We start from the raw sequence: 19,275 nt of genomic DNA on the forward strand, positions 1-19,275 counted from the left end.
CTGATTGGTGAGAGCAGTACATGGCATATCCGATTGTTAAACATCACGGTGCCATTAGCGGCGTCACAGGCTCGTGTCATGAATTGCAGATGACACGCCAGAGCAGCATTCTGATCGACTGCGGGCTTTTTCAAGGCAGTGACGAACGCATTGCATTAGACAGGAACTCACAGTATCCGCAGATCGACTTTCCGCTTGAAGGCATAAACGCCTTGGTCATCACCCATATCCATGCCGATCATGTGGGGCGTCTTCCTTATTTGCTGGCTGCAGGATTCAAGGGGCCGATCCTGTGCAGTGAACCATCAGCAAAATTGCTGCCACTGATACTTGAAGATGCATTCAAGCTTGAGGTGAGTCGTGAGCCGAAGACTATCGAACGATATTTACAGCGCGTGCATCAGCAAGTGATAGCGCTGCCTTTTGGCCATTGGTTCAACATTGAGCAAACAGATAATCTGCGCGCTCAAATCCGGCTGCAGAGAGCAGGTCACATACTGGGATCAGCCTATGTGGAGTGCGATCTAGATTATCCTCAGGGAGCGTTGACGCGACGCATCGTCTTTTCGGGTGATTTGGGCGCTCCGCATTCGCCATTTCTGCCTGCGCCAGTGTCGCCCGAGAAGGCAAATGTGTTAATTCTTGAGAGCACATACGGCGACCGTTTACACGAAAATCGTCTGAACCGCCAGGAACGTTTAGAAGTCGCTATCGACAGGGCTTTGGCTGATCATGGAACGTTATTGATTCCAGCGTTCAGCATGGGCCGTACTCAAGAGCTACTCTACGAAATCGAAGATATATTGCATCGCAAAGCGTTGCTTGGTCCGGCGCAAGCAGTATGTGATGACGCTCAATTTCTTCCCATTACTTGGCCACAAGTGCCGGTTATTCTTGATTCCCCGTTAGCAAGTCGTCTAACCAAGGTCTATCGTGAACTGCAGGACTATTGGGATGAAGAGGCGCAAGTGCGTCTGGGACATGGACGCAAACCTTTGCATTTTGAGCAATTGATCACTATCGACAGCCATGCCCGGCACTTGCAGACCGTTAACTATCTGGCCAGCACGGGGCGTCCGGCAATCGTCATCGCCGGAGGAGGGATGTGTTCCAGCGGTCGCATAGTCAATTACCTGAAAAGGATGTTGGCTGACCAACGGCATAATGTCCTCTTTACAGGCTATCAGGCGAAGGGAACTCCTGGAGCGGTGATACAAAAATACGCTTCGTCAGGCGGTTTTGTTGAATTGGAAGGTGAGCGCTGTATGATCCATGCTGGCGTCAGCACATTGGGTGGGTATTCCGCCCATGCCGACCAGAAAGACTTGCTCAACTTTGTATCAGGCATGTCTGATTGGCCTGAAGAGATACGTTTGGTACACGGTGAGGTGTCGGCAAGGAAAGCATTGGCAAGGGAACTGTTGAGCCTGTATCGCGCTCAAAACAGAGTTGTCGATGTCCTTGTCCCAACAGGCGCTGAGCCGCTTGTGCGAAGCTGATTGCAGTCATGATAAGAACCCAGTGGCTTACCATGCGCAGATGCAGAGCAAAATGGTAAACACGGATGAACCCATTAATGAAGTCCCCATGCAAATAACAAACACTCCAGTACCGCCTGATCCCAGCACCCCGAAATCTGATGACTGGTACCTGGTGCAATGCAAGCCTAAACAAGACGAACGTGCAGAGGAAAATCTCCAGCGCCAAGGCTACGAATGTTCACGCCCGGTTTGCCGACGTGAAAAGTTGCTACGTGGTCAGCTGAGCTGCGTTAAAGAGTCTTTGTTCCCTGGCTATCTGTTTATCAACATGCCGGAAGGCGCCAACTGGGCACCCCTACGCTCAACCCGCGGAGTCGCGCGGGTTGTTGCATTTGGCGGGCGACCTTTGGCCGTCAGTCACGAGTTGATCCTTCAACTACAATCACGTGCAGACACGCACGTCATCTCCAAATTTAATGCTGGCGACAAAGTCACCATTCTTGACCAAGGCTTCGCGGGTATTGAGTCCATATTCATGTCTATGGACGGCGAGGAGCGGGTCATTCTGCTCATCAACTTAATGAATCGTCAGCAGCAGATCAGTTTGCCTGTCACGAGTATTTCCACTCGGTAGGCAAATCAGGGCTGGAGCTTAGCCATGACCAAGGAAAACCGTTCTCAGGAAATTAACGATAAATCCTGGGGCGGTAGCGTGCTTGAAGGCAGGACTTTTCCTGTGCCTGAGGGGGCCGGAAGAGTACGCAGAAAAAATTAAGGAAGTACTCGCGACATGACCAACCTCCAACGTAAAGGCATCATCCTCGCTGGCGGTGCAGGTACACGTTTGCATCCCTTGACACTTGGGGTGTCCAAACAAATGTTGCCCATTTATGACAAACCCATGATTTTCTATCCGCTGTCTGTCCTCATGCTGGCGGGTATCCGTGAAATATTGATTATTACAACCCCTGAAGACGTGCTTTGTTTCAGAAAACTGCTGGGGGATGGCAGCCAATACGGCATTGAGTTGAGTTATGAACAACAGCCTACGCCAGGAGGGTTGGCGCAAGCCTTCATCATTGGGGAAACGTTTATTGGCAATCATCCTGTCTGCATGATTCTTGGTGACAATATTTTTTATGGGCACTACTTCTCAGAAAATCTGAAAGCAGCGACGTCAAAACCTTCTGGGGCCACGGTATTTGGGTATCACGTTTCTGACCCTGAACGCTTTGGTGTGGTTGAATTCGATAACGCTGGACGAGTCGTCAGCATTGAGGAAAAGCCAGAGAAACCGAAGTCTAACTATGTCGTGGCGGGTCTGTATTTCTATGATAACCAAGTTGTGGATATTGCCAAGAAAATCAAACCTTCATCACGCGGTGAGCTCGAAATCACCGATATCAACAGTTTTTATTTAGAACAGGGTAGTTTAACGGTTGAAATATTGGGGCGCGGCTTCGCATGGTTAGATACGGGTACCCATGAATCGTTGTTGGATGCGAGTTGTTTTGTTCGAACCATTGAGCAACGGCAGGGTTTAAAAGTGGCCTGCCTTGAAGAAATTGCTTTCAATTTTGGTTGGATTGACTCCGAGCAGTTGGCACGACAGGCTGTGAAGTTTCAAAAAACCGGTTATGGGCAATACCTCCTGCGTTTGCTAACGGAAAAGCGTGCCACATGAAATTTACGACGACATCTATTAAAGGGTTAGTGGTTATTGAGCCTGATATTTTCAGAGATGACCGTGGCTGGTTTTTGGAAATATTTAATCTGCAGACTTTTAAGTCTGGCTTACTGGCACTCGGTTTAAATAGTCCTGACTATTTTGTCCAGGATAATGTGTCTAGCTCGAAAAAGGGTGTGGTAAGAGGATTGCATTATCAGCACGAGCCCTATGCCCAAGGCAAACTCGTGAGCGTTCTACATGGTGCAGTCTTTGATGTGGCAGTCGATCTGCGGCCTGACTCAATAAGTTACGGCGAATGGTTTGCACTGGAATTGAGTGCTGTAAATAAAAAGATGGTATGGATACCTGCAGGGTTTGCCCATGGGTTTTTATCTCTGGAAGAAGACACGTGCGTCAGCTATAAAGTTGACAAATATTACAATAAGGATTCGGAGCAGAGTGTGGTGTGGGACGACGCTAATCTGGGTATTCAATGGCCAACCTTAGCTGAATATTATTTGAGTGACAAAGACAAATCTGCACCGGCTTTTGTAAAACTTCCCGTATAAGAGATCTTCTGGAGTCTGGGCACGCTGGGTATGAAGTGTTTTGTGTGTTTTGATTCGGAGAGGCAAAGTTGAAGAGTGATAAAGTTTCGGTATTTGTGATTTTGTTAGCGTGCCTGTTGGTCGTGTTGGGGGATGTACGATTTGTCATTGGTTCGGCCGGTTATTGGGTCGCTTGGTGTGCGGTGATATTTGTAGGGTTCTTTTGTTCATCGCGTCAGTTTGGTCGAACGATCAGTGCTGAATTATTTGTATACATGACAGGTTTATTTCTGATTCTAGTGTCGTTTTTCCTGAGCGGTATCATCAATCAGGATGAATATACAATTTATCAGGGCGTAAAAGTTTTTTTTATCGCATTGGCATTTTGTTGTATTTATATCAATGCCCGTGATTTAGCCGGAGCGGATATCTATAAAATAAGTCTGTTCTGTATTGCTATTGGCTTGTTTATGTTCTTGATATCTAAATTTTACCTGCGCGAGTTCTATGTGGAGTTGGGAGATGGGCGTCAAGGCAGCCAATTTGCCTATCCAGGGGTCCTTTGGAAAACGCCCGTATTTTTTGTCGGTTTTGTGGTTGCTGGAATGATTTTCGGGGCAGGGAACAAAATGCTTTCTCTGCTGGCCATGCTAGGCGGTTTGTTCTTGTTGAAGTCTGACTCAAGTCGAACCGGATTTTTGATTCTTGCGGTGATGGCGCTGTTATTTGTTATGCTCTGCGCATACTTGAAACCTAAAGCGGCCGTTCTGTGCTCATTGGTGCTAGGCGTGTGTGGCATAGGTTTGTTGATACTGTACAGTGGTGGGTTCGTATTTTTCAGCAATGCTGAAGAACCGCTGGTATTAAACAGGCTTGCTGCAGGAGATCCAATAAGAACAAAAATGCTGTCAGACGGGATTTTACATGTTCAGGAATGTTTTCCCTTCGGATGCGGATTCGGTACAGCCACTACGCTGGTCGATGGTGAAAACATGGTTGTGCATAATGCTTATCTCTCTTCGTTAGGTGATATTGGGGTATTGGGGTTCATAGGGATGGCGATACTCATGTTCTCTCCCGTATTTTTCTTCCTTGGGAAATTAATTACCTATCGATTACAAGGTGTCACGTCGGTTGCAAATCTTGCGTATTCGATTGCAGCCTTTGGTGGAGTATTGGGTTATGCCTTTTTAATGATGCTTCATCCCTTCAGTACAGAGCTTTCTGAGTGGGGGATATGGGCGTTGATGGTCTCTCTGTTATCTACCTTTTCTGGGCGCATGCTGGCGACTGATGATACCCAGGTAGAGGCATGACATGATTTTGCAGTTAAAAAATGTAAGCTTGTTGTTTGTAGCTCAGTTGGTCAGCTATCTGATTCCCATTCTAGAAATCCCTATCTTGGCTAGGGCGCTCGGGGTAGATGAGTATGGGCATATATTGCTGATACAAACAACAGCATTGTTATGCTCTCTTGTCGTGGAGTATGGCTATTCGTTGAGCGGTGCTCGGCAAGTTGCATTGTGCGGCGATGATAAAAAATTATTGTCCAATATATATAATGAGATCACCTCGGCAAAAGTGATTTTAACCACCGGCATGGTGATCGCCTCAGTCCTTGTTATTTTTGTTACTAACGCCGATGTCAAACCGCAAGCGGCAGTGTGGGGATATCTGTATTTCTTCGCATTTGGGTTCAGCAGTATTTGGTTGTTTCAGGGTTTGGAAAAAATAACATTTCCCGTTATTTTTGAAGTCTGCTTGAGATTTGTTGGGTTGCTGGTACTGTTTATTTTTATCTCTCAGCCTGAAGATGCAATCAAAGCGCTTATGATCATGTCGTCATTTGCCTTGCTTAACACGGTGGTTGGTTTTTACCTGGTGTATAAAGTAGTTGGCGGTTATTCGTTTAAATTTAGAGGCGGCCTAGCACAGATAAAAGATGGTTTTCACAGTTTCTTATACAAGAGTTCAAACAATATTATGATGAGTGCCGGTCCTGCGCTGGTCGGCGTTATGTGTGGGCAGGCTGCAGTGGCAAAGTTTGCCCCGGCTGAAAAAATAATCAAAGCGTCTGTGGGGCTGGTGGGGCCTGTATTGATTGGCTTGTATCCTTATTTGAGCAGAAAATTATTGCAATCCACAACGCTCAATTTGAAATTTTCCAGTTTTATTGTGGCAGGCCTATTTTTTGCCGGCGTGATAGGCGCAGCCATAATCTATGTGTTAGGGGATTATTTAATTCGTTTGATGCTGGGTCCAGGCTTTGAAGAAGCGATTGTTATATTACGAATTTTTGTATTTATCATTCCATTCAGAATGATGAATCAGGCGATGGGGCTGACAATATTTATGCCTCTCGGCAAAGATCGGATTTTAAGCTTTCTGTTGATGTTCTTCTCTGTCTTTTCTTTGATCTTGGCAGCATTACTGTCCTATACGTTTGAGTTGAAAGGTATTGTTTACGGATTTGTAGTGTCGGAAATTGTTTTTTCAATATCGTTAGCAGTGTTTGCGATCAATATCAAACGGGTAGAGAGTTGCGCATGTTGACAGTTGTTACGGCTACTTATAACAGAGCTCACACACTTCCACGATTGTTTGACAGTTTGCTTCAGCAAACCCGCTTGGACTTTGAATGGGTGGTGGTAGATGACGGCAGCACTGACGAAACCGAGAGTCTGCTAAAGGATTTTCAGGCGCAAGCTACGTTTTCCATGAGAGTGATCAAGCAGAAAAATGCGGGTAAACATGTTGCGATCAATTCAGGGGTTCAGGCCAGCAGCGGTGCATGGGTCTATTTTGTTGATAGCGATGATGCCCTGACGGTGGATGCAGTCGAGGTATTCACGTCTGCAGCGACGAGCGATAAGCATAAAACAACGGTTGGCTATTGTTACAGGAAACAAGCTTTTTCAGGAAACATTGTAGGTCGTCTCCCCGACGGATCAACTGAAGAGCTGACGGTGATGAATCCCACCGCGGCTGGAAATTATTACGCAGGTGATCTGGCTTATATATTCAAACGTACGGCATTAATAAAACATCCGTTTCCAGTGTTTGCGGGGGAGAAGTTTGTCCCAGAGTTGTTGATTTGGAACAGAGTTTCAGATGAGGGAGTTATTAAGTTTTTTGGTAATAAGGTTCTCTATTTGTGTGAGTATTTGGAAGACGGTTACTCCGCTAATTTTTCAAGCATGTTACGCCGTAACCCACTCGGGTTTGGTGTGTATTACAAGCATCAAATACTGCGTGAAAAAAGTGTTGTCAGAAAAACAAAATGTCTTATCAGGTATGTCCAATGTCTAGTTTTCAGCATGACCAAAGAGCGCGTTTCTTAAAATGAAAATACTTTACTTAATCACTGGGCTTGGCGTCGGTGGTGCTGAGCGCCAAGTGCTCGATCTGGCCGATAGATTCTACGAGCAAGGGCATACTGTTAAAATCTGCTACTTGACTGGGCCTGTGTTGCTGCGGCCCAAACACGAAGAGATCGAGTTGATCGGATTAGAGTTGGAGAAGACAATCTCTGGTTTTATAAAGGGCGTGTTGAAACTTCGGTCAGTTATCAGGGCTTATGACCCCGATGTGGTTCATGCTCATATGGTTCATGCAAACCTGCTGTCACGTGTTGTTAGATTGGTTTGCCCAATAAAGAAATTGATCAATACTGCCCATAACACGAATGAGGGCGGAAAACTTCGGATGTTGGCATATCGTCTCACCCACTCGCTAACCGATGCCATGACCAATGTGACATTGGAAGCAGCAAAGGTATTTGAACAAAAAAAAGCCGCCCCTCCAGGTGGGATTTTTGAAGTTTCAAATGGTATTGATACGACACTCTATAGACCCGACAAGGTATCAGGGCAGCGATTAAGAGACGTTAACGGTATCGCTGATAAAGATAAGTTAATAGTGGCTGTTGGGAGGCTTGAGGCTGCAAAAGATTATGAAAATCTAATCAACGCTTTTGCGCAATTATCTGATGACTTTACTGATACCAAGCTATGGATTGTAGGTGAAGGAAGTGAAAGACAGAAATTAACTGATCTCGTGATTCAGTTGAATCTATCGCACAAAATAACGTTCCTCGGTGTTCGATCAGATGTAGCGAATATTTATAATGCTGCCGATCTGTACGTACTGTCGTCTGCGTGGGAAGGCTTTGGTTTAGTCGTTGCCGAAGCCATGGCGTCAGAGCGTGTTGTTGTTGTAACGGATTGTGGAGGTGTTAAGGAGGTTGTGGGTGAGTGTGGTTATTTAGTCCCCGCTCAAAATTCATTAGCACTTAAGAATGCCATTACTAATGCTTTGAATATTTCACATTTCGAAGCTGAAAATATGGGGCGTTTAGCACGAAAACGAATCGTTGATAACTATTCGATCGACAAAATTGTTGGTGTTTGGTTGGATATATACAGGGCGTGATTATATAGTTTGCTAGCATTGACCCGTGTTTAGTCATTGAAGAGCAGGATTTTTTAAAAGGTGGTCGATTGAAAATAGTATATGTAATTACGCGCTCAGATGTATTGGGTGGCGCCAGCGTACACTTGCTTGACTTGGCGGCAGGGGCTCAAGCGAAAGGTCATGATGTCGTTATTGGTGTCGGGGCAGAATCGGAAACCGGTGTTTTATTTGATCGAGCTGCATCCATGGGGCTTAAGTGCCATGGCCTGCGAAATCTTGTAAGGGAAATAAGTGTTGTAAAAGACCTTCTTTGTTTTTTTGAGTTGCGTAAATTTTTTAAGTTGACCAAACCTGATGTTGTTCATGTTCACTCGTCAAAAGCAGGTGTTATCGGTAGGTTAGCAGCTAAAAGTCTTTCTATTCCCGTCGTTTTTACAGCACACGGATGGGCATTTACTGAAGGTGTATCCGTCAAGAGGCAAACGTTCTATCGATGGATCGAAACTCAACTTTCTAAAATTTCTAATAAAATAATAACCGTCTCTGAATATGATCGACAGTTAGCTGTCTCTCAGAATGTTGCAACTGAGGAAATGCTAGTCACGATACACAATGGTGTCCCTGAAATCACTCCAGCAACGACTAAACGCTCTGACGACGCTACTGTAAATATCATCATGGTTGCTCGTTTTGAAAAGCCTAAAAATCAGACTGCTGTTATACAAGCCTTAGCGGATATTGAGATTAAAAACTGGCAATTGGAATTAGTAGGTGACGGTCCTGAACTCGCTAAATGTGTATTGCTTGCTGAACAATTACATATTGCAAAGAAAGTTACATTTTCAGGTGCGTGCTCGGATGTTGCTGTGCGTCTGGGTAACTCAGATATATTTGTTTTAATTTCTGATTGGGAAGGTCTTCCGCTGACTATTCTGGAAGCCATGCGATCAAGCTTGCCAGTTATAGCTTCAGACGTAGGTGGGGTAGCAGAGTCTATTGATGACGGCGTTACAGGCATACTGGTTCCCCGTGATTACACGGTGGCTTTACGAAATGCATTCGTACAAATGTTACAGTCTCAAGGAGAGAGAGAATCGATGGGTAATAAAGCACGCGAGAAATTTGAGCAAGAATTCACGTTTGATTTAATGTTGCGTAAGACCCTTGATGTTTATCAGTTAGTGTTAGAAGAAAGAACATGAAAATACTAGTAACGGGTGCAACTGGTTTCATAGGAGTGTCTTTGTGCAAGGCACTGATAACTCTACCTGATGTTAGTGTTGTTGGCTCGGGTCGAAGTTCAATAGAGCTCGTGGCTACGAATTTCGTATTTTCCAAGGTAACCGATACTTCTACTGCTGGAGAGTGGCGCAATATTCTTGAAGGCGTCGATGTTGTCATTCATTTAGCTGCCCGCGCACATGTTTTATCTGAAATCAGTAGCGATCCTTTGGTCGAGTTTAGAAAGGTTAATGTTGAAGGGACATTAATGTTGGCTGAACAAGCGATTAATGCTGGCGTTAAAAGATTTATTTTTCTTAGCTCCATTGGTGTTAATGGTAGTTGTACTTTAGAACAAGCTTTTGATGAATCTAGCTTGCCTGCTCCGCAGGCGATGTATGCTGTATCAAAGTGGGAAGCAGAGCAAGGGCTAGAAAGTCTTTGTGCGAACAAATCAATGGATTTGGTGATCATAAGACCTCCCTTGGTTTATGGCGCCAATGCACCGGGTAATTTTAAACGTTTATTGAAATTAGTTTCGTCGGGTATGCCATTGCCACTGGCGGGATTAAAAAACACACGGACGATGGTCGCGTTAGAAAACCTGGTAGATTTTATCAAAACCTGTGTGACTCATCCCTTGGCTGCCAATGAGACATTTTTAGTATCGGATGCACAGTCAGTGTCTACCCCGCAAATAATTAAAGCGTTGGCATCGGGCATGCAATCTCGTTCGCCATTATTTGCAGTATCTGATGTGTTTTTGCTTGGTGGCGCTAAGATGCTGGGTAAATATTCCGTTTATCAGCAACTGTGCGGCTCCCTGGAAATAGATTCCAAAAAATCAAGAACCTTGCTGTCATGGGTTCCACCTGTCGATGTCAAAGATGCTTTGGAAAAAGCAGGCCGTGACTTCAGAAAAAACCAAATGCCTTAATGGTCACTCCATAGTGCAATCTTTTATTTATTCGTGAGTTTTCATATGGCTCTGTGGTTGTTTTTACCTTTAGTGTGCATTTCTTGCCTGTTCTTCACCGCTTGTCTTAGAAAATATGCTTTGGCGAGCAACCTGATGGATGTGCCGAATGCACGTAGTTCACATTCTATCCCTACTCCACGGGGCGGAGGAGTGGCCATTGTCGGTGTGTTCTTATTGACAGCTCTCTATCTGGCAGTCATCGGCGCCATCGACTGGCACTCGGCGTGGGTGTTTATTGTTTCTGGCGGCGGAGTTGCAATATTAGGCTTCCTTGATGATCACGGGCACATAGCCGCTCGCTGGCGTTTGTTGGGGCACTTCTCAGCAGCTGTATTTGCTGTATTTTTGTTAGGAGGACTTCCACCCATAGTTGCCTTTGGTTTCTCTCTAGATTTGATGTGGCTCGGTAGTCTGTTTGCAGTCCTGTATCTGGTCTGGATGCTAAATCTTTATAACTTTATGGATGGCATTGATGGTCTGGCCAGCATTGAGGCGATATGTGTTTGCTGTGGTGCTGCGCTTGCTGCCTGGCTGTCGGGTTTTCATGAATTGGTATGGGCCCCCTTGTTGTTGGCTGCAACAGTAATGGGCTTCTTGTACTGGAACTTCCCTCCGGCGCGTATTTTTATGGGAGATGCCGGCAGTGGTTTTTTAGGAATTACTCTTGGAATCCTTTCGTTGCAGGCCTCGTGGGCTAACTCAACTTTTCTCTACATTTGGTTGATTCTCCTTGGCGTATTCATTGTCGATGCGACAGTGACGCTGTTGAGACGATTAGTACGGGGCGATAAAGTCTATGAAGCTCATAGAAGCCATGCCTACCAGTTTGCCTCTCGTCATTTTGGCTCACATCGAATGGTTACTTTGACAGTTGCTGCTATAAATATTGGCTGGCTGTTGCCATGGGCGCTGGCTGTAGCTGTTTTGGGGGTGGATGGTCTTATCGCTTTGATTTTGGCCTATCTACCACTTGTTTTTTTGGCGTTGAAATTCAACGCCGGTGGTTTGGAAAAGCAGTAAAAAATTTGTAGTACGTAGGAATTTATAGAGTTAAGCATGTGTCACATTGATGTGCGATGCGATGTTAAATAAGAGGCCGAAGACACCATGGATATAATTCGATCATATTTACTCAATATGTCTCGACGGCAAAAGCGGGCGATTCAAGTAATCACTGACACTGCGCTCGTTTGGCTTGCCTTATGGTTGGCTTTCGTTGTCCGGTTGGGGATCGACGATATGATCAACCCGGTCACTGCCCATGTCTGGTTATTTGCTGCAGCACCTTTGTTAGCCATTCCTCTGTTCATCCGTTTTGGCATGTACCGAGCAGTGATGCGCTATTTCGGCAATGATGCTCTTATCGCGATCATCAAAGCGGTTAGCTTGTCTGCCCTGATTCTAGCGGTAGTGGTGTACTGGTACAGCAACCACGATAACGTTGTGCCACGTTCGATCATTTTCAACTATTGGTGGTTGAGCTTGATCATGCTTGGCGGATTGCGCCTGGCTATGCGTCAATACTTTTTGGGGGACTGGTTCGCCGCCGCTCAACACGTTCCTTTTACCAGTCGTGATGATGGATTGCCGCGTGTTGCTATTTATGGTGCCGGTGCTGCGGGTAACCAATTGGTTGCCGCATTACGGATGGGCCGGCTTATGCGCCCTGTGGCTTTCATCGATGACGACGACAGCATTGCTGATCGAATCATTTCCGGGCTGCAGGTTTTCAAAGCCGACAATATCCAGAAGATGATCGATCGAACCGGCGCTCAAGAACTTCTTTTGGCTATCCCTTCATCCTCGCGTGCACGTAGGCGCGAAATATTGGGTTTGCTGGAAGGTTTTCCGCTGCACGTGCGCAGCGTGCCTGGTTTTATGGATTTGGCCAGCGGCAGGGTTAAGGTTGACGACATCCAGGAAGTGGATATTGCTGATTTGCTAGGCCGTGATGCAGTTCCAGCACAAGCTGAATTGTTGGAGCACTGCATCCAGGGCAAATGCGTTTTGGTCACGGGAGCAGGAGGCTCCATCGGGTCTGAACTGTGTCGACAGATCCTGAGCCTGAAACCCACCACGCTGCTGTTGTACGAGCATGGGGAATTTAATCTTTACAGCATTCTTAGCGAACTGGAACAGAGAGTTAATTGTGAGTCGTTGATGGTGCGTGTACTGCCGATTTTGGGCTCAGTTCGCAACCCGCAAAAACTGCTGGATGTCATGAAGACCTGGCACGTTGACACTGTTTATCACGCCGCAGCGTATAAACATGTGCCTATGGTTGAGCACAATGTGGCTGAAGGTGTGCAGAACAATGTTATGGGAACGCTCTATACCGCCCAAGCAGCATTGCAATCGGGTGTTGCGAACTTTGTTTTGATTTCGACTGACAAGGCGGTGCGCCCGACCAATGTCATGGGTAGCACCAAGCGTCTGGCAGAAATGACTCTGCAGGCGTTGAGTCAGGAAATAGCCCCTGTCTTGTTTGGTGACTCGGCCAAAGTGTCACGCGTGAACAAAACCCGATTCACCATGGTGCGTTTTGGCAATGTGCTGGGTTCATCAGGTTCAGTGATTCCTCTTTTTCATAAACAGATCAAGGCCGGTGGGCCACTGACCGTCACTCACCCCAAAATTACTCGTTATTTCATGACAATCCCTGAAGCTGCGCAACTGGTTATTCAGGCCGGCTCAATGGGGCAGGGGGGAGATGTTTTTGTCCTCGATATGGGGGAACCGGTACGCATTGTTGAACTGGCTGAAAAAATGATTCACCTTTCAGGTTTAAGTGTGCGCTCAGAAAAGAATGTACATGGTGATATTACCATCGAGTTCAGCGGCCTACGGCCTGGTGAAAAGCTTTATGAGGAACTGCTTATTGGTGACAACGTTGCGGCTACACAGCACCCAATGATTATGCGTGCGAACGAAGACATGTTGACTTGGGATGAGCTGAAAGACCGATTGACACAATTGATGGATGCCGTTCGCCAAGATGACTATGTGTTAGTCAGGCAGATATTGAGCAATACCGTCAGTGGTTATTCGCCTGAGGGTGAAATTGTTGACTGGGTTCATCAGCAGCGTCGTACTGAAATATAGAGAGTTGTATTAATTACTCTGATTGCGTAATGTTAAATGCCATAAAAAAGCCAGTCCTTGACTGGCTTTTTTTGTCTTGAAATCAAGTTCTGAAATACAGGGTGTCATAATGCAGACGTTTTTCTTTTCATATACCGTTTTTCTATATGGATAAATGTAAGTGTTGAGATTATGGTTACGAATGGGATAGCAATCATGTTGATCGACCAGAAAGTTGTTTTGGAAATTGTGGATAAGTCCACAAATAATGATGCGGTCTTAAATGTCAAATACAAGATGGGCAAATGCATAAGGTATATGCTGTAGCTGATATCGCTCAATCGGTTTAGGCACTGAGCATGAAGGAGTTTTGGGTTGCCCAATGTAATGCATAGAAAGAAGCAGGATGTTAGTACAAATCTTAATGCGCCATACCCTTGCTCTGCTTTGGTACCGCATGTGTAAATAAAAATGCCCAACGCCAGAATGGATAGAATTCCGGCGTTTAACTTTGAGCATTGGATTTTTTTATGAAGAACAGCAGCTATAATTCCCGTCAAAAAGTATGACCAGCAAACGATAGCGCTGACACTCAGATCGATTGCTGTTAACAAAACCGCTGTTGCCAGTATTAATTTGTTATATTTTGACTTGTAAGCCAGAGCGATCAGGGGTAAAACGGCATAAAATCGCCATTCATGCACTAATGTCCAGGTCACTGAGTTCAGCGGGGTTAAAGCGACCTCACCTATTTTGGAAGGGCCGTCGATAAAGTTGAACGTCAGCATGCTCGCAAGCGTAAGCAGCGTATTTTTATCAAAAATTTCGAAGTTTGAATAAAAACAGGCAATCAATACCACTATGAGCGATGAAAAGTAATAGAGCGGGGCAATTCTTCGTACTCGGCCTTCAAAGAAATTATCCCATTGCATTGTTGGTGTTTTTATAATTTTGTCGAAAAATAAAAAACCAGTAATACAGAAAAATATTTGAACGCCAAATGAACCTAGGTTCACATATATCCAGCCCCATGTCGAAAATGTGCTATTTGTTATGCCCAAGCTTGTCAGAATAAAGGGGGCATGATTGATGAATACAAATACAGCCGCTAACCCTCTAAGGCCATTAATAAATTTGTAATCATGCTTTATTTCCGCTTTTTCGATTTTCTCTTTAAATAGTGTCGAGAAGAGCAAAAATATCGCGACTATTGAAAGCGATATTACCAGTGACTCGAGAGTGTATTCGGTATTCATTCGGTTGTGAGGGCCTGTCGCTAGTGGTATGGCTTGTAGGTTCAGCCATGGCCACCTCGTTAATTATTTCAGGGGGAACCCTGAAGATCTAGGTCTTCAGTTCGGATGGAACCTCATTAACCTGCGGGAAGAATAATCGATGGTTTGGCCCAAAGCTACCAGTCTAGACCTGTAATAATCGTGCTCTTCTCTGTGCAAGAAATTTCGGAGAGGTGGGATGGCTCTATTTTGGATTGTGCGTAATAGCATCATTTTTTTTTTTTTTTTTTTCGCCTTTTCTCTACATGTGAAGTATTAATTTTGGTTCTGTTGGTGGTAAGTACACACCCTGCAACTGACACATTTTTGACACCCTCCAACCATCGCCTAAGTTTGGAGTACAGCTCAGGAAAGCTGTTTCCACTTAACGATGTATTGGAGTGTCACTTATGCGTATTGCCTTGCTCTCTTCGATGTTTTTGGCTTTGATGGTTGGTATTTCCAACGTGGCTCATGCTGCTCCTGTGGCAGAAGCGAGTGCACCGGTCGTGGCTGCGACGGCTTCACCTGATGTGCAAGTGATGACAATCAACCTCAATACGGCGGATGAGGCGACACTTCAGCGCGAGCTTTCCGGTGTTGGTGCCGCCAAGGCTAAAGCAATCGTTGCTTACCGTGAGGCAAATGGGGCTTTTGCTTCGGCCGATGAGTTGCTGGAAGTCAAAGGCATAGGCAAAGCCATTTTTGACAAGAACCGGGATCGGGTTGCCGTTAACTAAGTAAAGCGTGGGAATGCAAAAGGCCAGTCAGTGACTGGCCTTTTTTGTTTGCAGCCGCTTTTACTCGACTGATTGCTTCAGTGTTTTACGTGTTACATCCAGAATTTTTTCTCTTAACGCGTCACTCTCAACGCTTCGGGCAAGCACCAATGCGCCCACCAAGCTGGCGAATATCATGATGCTCTGGTCTTCAGCCTCAGTGCCCGGCAGCGTGCTTTCGATTTGTTTGAGCCTTGCGTTGATAACGCTGTCGGTCGTCGGGCTGGCATGTCCTTGCTGTGCCATTTCTGCAGACATGGTTGGCAATGGGCAGCCTTCATGGGGCGAGGTCACGTGCCATTGCGACAGGTAGGCATCAACAAACACATGTAGCGGCTGCGGCTGGCTGAATATATCGGCACACAGGCCATCGACTTCATATGCTGCCTGTTGCAGGGCTTTTTCAACCAGTTCGTTTTTTGAGGCGAAGTGAGCGTAAAAGCCACCGTGGGTCAGGCCCAGAGATTTCATCAGGGGCTGCAGGCCGGTTGCTCCAATCCCGTCACGTCGAAATAGGCAGGCGGCTTCTTTAATAATGCGTTGATGCGTCAGGGCTTTGTGGTCGGGTGAGTAACGCATGGCTGCAGCCTCTTTATGCAATGACGCATCATAGCCCTGAGTTTCGAGCCATTGCACAGACACTTCGTGCATTTGTGTATAGGTATTTGTCCTCAGGGCTCATCCTTGAACGAGCGCTGAGGACTGCCCACGTTTTACCGGTCCTTTGATTCTTTTGCGTCCATTTCGGCATTGCGTTCAGCAACGCGTTTGCGCTGCTCATCGGTCAGTTCCACTTTGTCGGCGGTGTCACGCAGGGTCATCAGGCCGCCAACTATAGCGCCGATGACTACGATGAGAATTATCCAACCATACCAGGGCATTGTGTTCTCCTTGAAGGGCACGTAGCTGAGCAAATAATTTGCGAAGCGTAGTGCTGTCTATCCCGTTAAGTGTGTGAGTTATCAGTGATTTCATTGTAGGCCGGTTATTTTTTCGTGCGCGTGTGATCACCTCAAGATGATTAAAGTTATGAAAATACGATCATCGGGTGCCGGTAGGCGGCGGCTTCCGCTACAATGCGCGCCGATTTCGACCAGCCTGAGAACCCGCTAATGTCCGACTGCCAGACTCCTATCATCGTCGCCCTGGATTACCCTACGCGTGACGCCGCACTGAAATTGGCTGATCAGTTGGACCCGAAACTGTGCCGCGTAAAAGTGGGCAAAGAGTTGTTCACCAGTTGCGCTGCTGAGATTGTGGGTACGTTGCGTGACAAAGGCTTTGAGGTCTTCCTGGACCTAAAATTCCATGACATCCCCAACACCACCGCGATGGCCGTAAAGGCTGCTGCCGAGATGGGCGTGTGGATGGTTAACGTTCACTGTTCGGGCGGCTTGCGCATGATGGCTGCCTGCCGTGAAGAGCTGGACAAGCGCACCGGGCCGCAACCGTTGTTGATCGGTGTCACGGTATTGACCAGCATGGAGCGCGAAGACCTCGCTGCCATCGGCCTGGACATCGAGCCACAAGAGCAAGTGCTGCGTTTGGCTGCTTTGGCACAGAAGGCCGGGATGGATGGGCTGGTGTGCTCGGCTCTGGAAGCGCAAGCGCTGAAGGCCGCACACCCGTCGCTGCAATTGGTAACGCCGGGGATTCGTCCTGCTGGCAGTGCTCAGGATGATCAGCGTCGCATTTTGACTCCGCGTCAGGCGTTGGATGCGGGTTCTGATTACCTGGTTATTGGTCGCCCGATCAGCCAAGCGGCTGATCCGGCCAAAGCATTGGCTGCCGTTGTTGCCGAAATAGCTTAAGCGCGAGTGAAGTCGCCGCAGCCTGGGCTGCGGCGACCTATGTTTTAAACCTTCAGTACCAACTTGCCGAAGTTTTCTCCGCTGAACAGCTTGAGCAGGGTTTCGGGGAAAGTCTCCAGCCCTTCAACAATGTCTTCCTTGCTTTTAAGTTGGCCTTTGGCCAGCCAAGCAGCCATTTCTTGTGCGGCCGCTGCGTAACGGTCGGCATAGTCCATCACTACAAACCCTTCCATACGCGCACGATTGACGAGCAGTGACAGATAGTTCGCTGGCCCTTTGACAGCTTCCTTGTTGTTGTACTGGCTGATCGCGCCGCAGATGATTACGCGCGCCTTGAAACGCAAGCGACTGAGCACAGCATCCAGAATATCGCCGCCCACGTTGTCGAAATACACGTCGACCCCTTTAGGGCATTCACGTTTCAGGCCCGCGAGAACGTCTTCGTTCTTGTAGTCAATCACGCCGTCAAAGCCCAGCTCATTAATCAGGTAAGCGCATTTGTCTTTGCCGCCTGCGATACCGACCACATGACAGCCCTTGAGCTTGGCGATTTGCCCGGCAATGCTGCCGACGGCGCCCGCAGCGCCAGAAATCACTACGGTGTCTCCGGCTTTAGGTGCTCCCACGTCGAGCAACGCGAAGTAGGCGGTCATGCCGGTCATGCCCAGCGCTGACAAGTACACCGGCAAAGGCACCAGTTTGGGATCAACTTTGTAGAAACCGCGGGGTTCCCCAACAAAGTAGTCCTGTACGCCCAGCGCGCCGTTAACGTAATCACCGACGCTAAAGTCGGGATGATTCGAGGCAACGACTTTGCCGACGCCCAGAGCGCGCATCACGTCGCCGAGAGCCACCGGGGGAATGTAGGACTTGCCTTCATTCATCCAGCCGCGCATTGCGGGGTCGAGGGACAGGTATTCATTTTTAACCACGACTTGCCCGTCGCCGGGCTCAGCCACAGGCACCTGTTGATAGGTGAAAATGTCGCGGGTTACTGCGCCGACGGGGCGTTTGGCGAGAAGGAATTGGCGGTTAGTCTCGGCGGTCATCGTAGGCACTCATCATTAAGGCAAAGGAGGTTGATAGACGTTCTGGGCCGTGTCGGCAAGCGAACATGATCTTACGAATGCTTTTTCATCAATTGGGATGATGTTGGTAGGCGGACTTATATCACTTCGATAAATAAGTTGTTTGGGTGTGCCTACACTGAAAACAGATTTTCCCCTTTGAGGATAAGAATAATGAGCATGACGTTTTCCGGGCGAGTGACTGTGGTGACCGGGGCCGGTGCCGGTATCGGGCGGGCCACGGCACTGGCCTTTGCGGCCGAGGGCTTGAAGGTCGTTGTGGCCGATCTGGATGCCGCGAGCGGGGAGGGCACTGTCGAGCTGATCAAGGCCGCCGGTGGCAGCGCAGCATTTGTACGTTGCAATGTCGCCCTCAAGGCGGACGTCAGACATTTGATGGAGCAGACCCTCAGCACTTATGGCCGTCTGGATTACGCCTTCAACAATGCTGGCATCGAAATCGAGCACGGCCGCTTGGCGGACGGCACCGAGGATGAATTCGACGCAATCATGGGCGTGAACGTCAAAGGTGTGTGGTTGTGCATGAAATATCAGTTGCCTCTGATGCTCAGCCAGGGCGGTGGAGCGATCGTCAATACTGCGTCCGTGGCAGGCCTTGGCGCCGCGCCGAAGATGAGTATCTACTCGGCGTCAAAGCACGCGGTGATTGGTCTGACAAAGTCGGCGGCCATTGAATACGCAAAGAAAAAGATCCGCGTGAATGCGGTGTGCCCGGGCGTGATTGACACAGATATGTTCCGCCGCGCGTACGAGGCAGAACCGAGAAAGGCGGAGTTCGCTGCGGCGATGCACCCGGTCGGGCGAGTGGGCACGGTAGAGGAGGTAGCGAGTGCTGTGCTGTACCTGTGTTCGGACGGTGCAGCATTTACCACGGGTCATGCCTTGGCAATTGATGGCGGGGCTTTAGCGATTTAATGAAACCGCTGAAGGC

19 protein-coding genes are annotated in these 19,275 nt (G+C 47.5%); 15 read left to right on the forward strand and 4 right to left on the reverse strand.

Features of this window, described 5'->3' with window-relative positions:
* The first annotated feature begins 20 nt into the window (after window positions 1–20).
* The 12 genes from AAEZ03_RS03270 (at window position 21) to AAEZ03_RS03325 (ending at window position 13,413) form a co-directional block, all read left to right on the forward strand.
* A complete protein-coding gene (locus tag AAEZ03_RS03270) occupies window positions 21–1,499 on the forward strand; it encodes an MBL fold metallo-hydrolase (protein WP_278939512.1) in 1,479 nt (492 codons plus the stop codon).
* An 88-nt stretch (window positions 1,500–1,587) separates the two neighbouring features.
* Window positions 1,588–2,115, forward strand: a complete 528-nt coding sequence (rfaH, locus tag AAEZ03_RS03275; RefSeq protein WP_082158170.1) for a transcription/translation regulatory transformer protein RfaH — start codon at window positions 1,588–1,590, stop codon at window positions 2,113–2,115.
* A 156-nt stretch (window positions 2,116–2,271) separates the two neighbouring features.
* Window positions 2,272–3,165: a glucose-1-phosphate thymidylyltransferase RfbA gene (rfbA, locus tag AAEZ03_RS03280; RefSeq protein WP_123750440.1), complete on the forward strand. Its 894-nt coding sequence runs from the start codon at window positions 2,272–2,274 to the stop codon at window positions 3,163–3,165.
* Window positions 3,162–3,719 carry a dTDP-4-dehydrorhamnose 3,5-epimerase gene (gene rfbC, locus AAEZ03_RS03285; protein WP_273218911.1) on the forward strand — a complete coding sequence of 186 codons (558 nt, stop codon included), beginning with the start codon at window positions 3,162–3,164 and terminating at the stop codon, window positions 3,717–3,719. Before rfbA ends, rfbC begins: the two co-directional genes overlap by 4 nt.
* 68 nt (window positions 3,720–3,787) lie before the next feature.
* Entirely contained in the window at window positions 3,788–5,014 is a 1,227-nt protein-coding gene (locus AAEZ03_RS03290; RefSeq protein ID WP_350575993.1) for an O-antigen ligase family protein, read from the forward strand.
* Window position 5,015: 1 nt separating this feature from the next.
* Window positions 5,016–6,251, forward strand: a complete 1,236-nt coding sequence (locus AAEZ03_RS03295; protein WP_350575996.1) for an oligosaccharide flippase family protein — start codon at window positions 5,016–5,018, stop codon at window positions 6,249–6,251.
* Window positions 6,245–7,039 carry a glycosyltransferase family A protein gene (locus AAEZ03_RS03300; protein WP_350575999.1) on the forward strand — a complete coding sequence of 265 codons (795 nt, stop codon included), beginning with the start codon at window positions 6,245–6,247 and terminating at the stop codon, window positions 7,037–7,039. Before AAEZ03_RS03295 ends, AAEZ03_RS03300 begins: the two co-directional genes overlap by 7 nt.
* 1 nt (window position 7,040) lies before the next feature.
* The gene (locus AAEZ03_RS03305; RefSeq protein ID WP_278939508.1) at window positions 7,041–8,129 is read left to right on the forward strand and encodes a glycosyltransferase; all 1,089 of its coding nucleotides are present in this window, start codon (window positions 7,041–7,043) and stop codon (window positions 8,127–8,129) included.
* A 68-nt stretch (window positions 8,130–8,197) separates the two neighbouring features.
* The gene (locus AAEZ03_RS03310) at window positions 8,198–9,313 is read left to right on the forward strand and encodes a glycosyltransferase family 4 protein (protein ID WP_350576002.1); all 1,116 of its coding nucleotides are present in this window, start codon (window positions 8,198–8,200) and stop codon (window positions 9,311–9,313) included.
* Entirely contained in the window at window positions 9,310–10,269 is a 960-nt protein-coding gene (locus AAEZ03_RS03315) for an NAD-dependent epimerase/dehydratase family protein (protein ID WP_350576005.1), read from the forward strand. The genes AAEZ03_RS03310 and AAEZ03_RS03315 overlap by 4 nt, the downstream gene beginning before the upstream one ends.
* A 45-nt stretch (window positions 10,270–10,314) precedes the next feature.
* Complete coding sequence (locus tag AAEZ03_RS03320) at window positions 10,315–11,331, forward strand: MraY family glycosyltransferase (RefSeq protein WP_278939505.1); 1,017 nt, start codon at window positions 10,315–10,317, stop codon at window positions 11,329–11,331.
* Window positions 11,332–11,418: 87 nt separating this feature from the next.
* Window positions 11,419–13,413, forward strand: coding sequence for a polysaccharide biosynthesis protein (locus tag AAEZ03_RS03325; protein ID WP_350576008.1), 1,995 nt, complete (start codon window positions 11,419–11,421; stop codon window positions 13,411–13,413).
* A gap of 104 nt (window positions 13,414–13,517) precedes the next feature.
* On the opposite strand, the gene AAEZ03_RS03330 is transcribed toward AAEZ03_RS03325, so the two are convergent.
* On the reverse strand, window positions 13,518–14,648 hold the full coding sequence (locus AAEZ03_RS03330) for an acyltransferase family protein (RefSeq protein ID WP_350576011.1): 1,131 nt from the start codon (window positions 14,646–14,648) through the stop codon (window positions 13,518–13,520).
* Window positions 14,649–15,076: 428 nt separating this feature from the next.
* Between AAEZ03_RS03330 and AAEZ03_RS03335 the strand changes: the two genes are divergently transcribed.
* A complete protein-coding gene (locus tag AAEZ03_RS03335; RefSeq protein ID WP_278939503.1) occupies window positions 15,077–15,406 on the forward strand; it encodes a ComEA family DNA-binding protein in 330 nt (109 codons plus the stop codon).
* Window positions 15,407–15,466: 60 nt separating this feature from the next.
* Here AAEZ03_RS03335 and AAEZ03_RS03340 read toward each other — a convergent pair whose 3' ends face one another.
* On the reverse strand, window positions 15,467–16,024 hold the full coding sequence (locus tag AAEZ03_RS03340) for a TetR/AcrR family transcriptional regulator (RefSeq protein WP_350576014.1): 558 nt from the start codon (window positions 16,022–16,024) through the stop codon (window positions 15,467–15,469).
* A 134-nt stretch (window positions 16,025–16,158) separates the two neighbouring features.
* Complete coding sequence (locus tag AAEZ03_RS03345) at window positions 16,159–16,326, reverse strand: DUF2897 family protein (RefSeq protein ID WP_082148642.1); 168 nt, start codon at window positions 16,324–16,326, stop codon at window positions 16,159–16,161.
* A 231-nt stretch (window positions 16,327–16,557) separates the two neighbouring features.
* On the opposite strand from AAEZ03_RS03345, the gene pyrF reads away from it, so the two are divergent.
* Window positions 16,558–17,256: an orotidine-5'-phosphate decarboxylase gene (gene pyrF, locus AAEZ03_RS03350; RefSeq protein WP_162208464.1), complete on the forward strand. Its 699-nt coding sequence runs from the start codon at window positions 16,558–16,560 to the stop codon at window positions 17,254–17,256.
* Between the two features lie 44 nt (window positions 17,257–17,300).
* Here pyrF and AAEZ03_RS03355 read toward each other — a convergent pair whose 3' ends face one another.
* Window positions 17,301–18,305 carry an NADP-dependent oxidoreductase gene (locus AAEZ03_RS03355; RefSeq protein ID WP_350576018.1) on the reverse strand — a complete coding sequence of 335 codons (1,005 nt, stop codon included), beginning with the start codon at window positions 18,303–18,305 and terminating at the stop codon, window positions 17,301–17,303.
* Window positions 18,306–18,497: 192 nt separating this feature from the next.
* Here AAEZ03_RS03355 and AAEZ03_RS03360 point away from each other — a divergent pair, with 192 nt between their 5' ends.
* Window positions 18,498–19,259 carry an SDR family oxidoreductase gene (locus tag AAEZ03_RS03360; protein WP_350576020.1) on the forward strand — a complete coding sequence of 254 codons (762 nt, stop codon included), beginning with the start codon at window positions 18,498–18,500 and terminating at the stop codon, window positions 19,257–19,259.
* Window positions 19,260–19,275: the final 16 nt, after the last annotated feature.

This window comes from Pseudomonas sp. HY2-MNA-CIBAN-0224 (genome assembly GCF_040310285.1).
Classification (GTDB): domain Bacteria; phylum Pseudomonadota; class Gammaproteobacteria; order Pseudomonadales; family Pseudomonadaceae; genus Aquipseudomonas; species Aquipseudomonas helleri.

Bases quoted from the DNA above. Each gene is read 5' to 3' on its own strand.
- AAEZ03_RS03355 (WP_350576018.1), bottom strand. From the start codon at position 18,305: ATGACCGCCGAGACTAACCGCCAATTCCTTCTCGCCAAACGCCCCGTC.
- AAEZ03_RS03270 (WP_278939512.1), top strand. From the start codon at position 21: ATGGCATATCCGATTGTTAAACATCACGGTGCCATTAGCGGCGTCACA.
- AAEZ03_RS03335 (WP_278939503.1), top strand. From the start codon at position 15,077: ATGCGTATTGCCTTGCTCTCTTCGATGTTTTTGGCTTTGATGGTTGGT.
- AAEZ03_RS03295 (WP_350575996.1), top strand. From the start codon at position 5,016: ATGATTTTGCAGTTAAAAAATGTAAGCTTGTTGTTTGTAGCTCAGTTG.
- rfbC (WP_273218911.1), top strand. From the start codon at position 3,162: ATGAAATTTACGACGACATCTATTAAAGGGTTAGTGGTTATTGAGCCT.
- AAEZ03_RS03330 (WP_350576011.1), bottom strand. From the start codon at position 14,648: ATGAATACCGAATACACTCTCGAGTCACTGGTAATATCGCTTTCAATA.
- AAEZ03_RS03315 (WP_350576005.1), top strand. From the start codon at position 9,310: ATGAAAATACTAGTAACGGGTGCAACTGGTTTCATAGGAGTGTCTTTG.
- AAEZ03_RS03300 (WP_350575999.1), top strand. From the start codon at position 6,245: ATGTTGACAGTTGTTACGGCTACTTATAACAGAGCTCACACACTTCCA.
- AAEZ03_RS03305 (WP_278939508.1), top strand. From the start codon at position 7,041: ATGAAAATACTTTACTTAATCACTGGGCTTGGCGTCGGTGGTGCTGAG.
- AAEZ03_RS03360 (WP_350576020.1), top strand. From the start codon at position 18,498: ATGAGCATGACGTTTTCCGGGCGAGTGACTGTGGTGACCGGGGCCGGT.
- AAEZ03_RS03325 (WP_350576008.1), top strand. From the start codon at position 11,419: ATGGATATAATTCGATCATATTTACTCAATATGTCTCGACGGCAAAAG.
- AAEZ03_RS03320 (WP_278939505.1), top strand. From the start codon at position 10,315: ATGGCTCTGTGGTTGTTTTTACCTTTAGTGTGCATTTCTTGCCTGTTC.
- pyrF (WP_162208464.1), top strand. From the start codon at position 16,558: ATGTCCGACTGCCAGACTCCTATCATCGTCGCCCTGGATTACCCTACG.
- AAEZ03_RS03345 (WP_082148642.1), bottom strand. From the start codon at position 16,326: ATGCCCTGGTATGGTTGGATAATTCTCATCGTAGTCATCGGCGCTATA.
- rfaH (WP_082158170.1), top strand. From the start codon at position 1,588: ATGCAAATAACAAACACTCCAGTACCGCCTGATCCCAGCACCCCGAAA.
- rfbA (WP_123750440.1), top strand. From the start codon at position 2,272: ATGACCAACCTCCAACGTAAAGGCATCATCCTCGCTGGCGGTGCAGGT.
- AAEZ03_RS03340 (WP_350576014.1), bottom strand. From the start codon at position 16,024: ATGCGTTACTCACCCGACCACAAAGCCCTGACGCATCAACGCATTATT.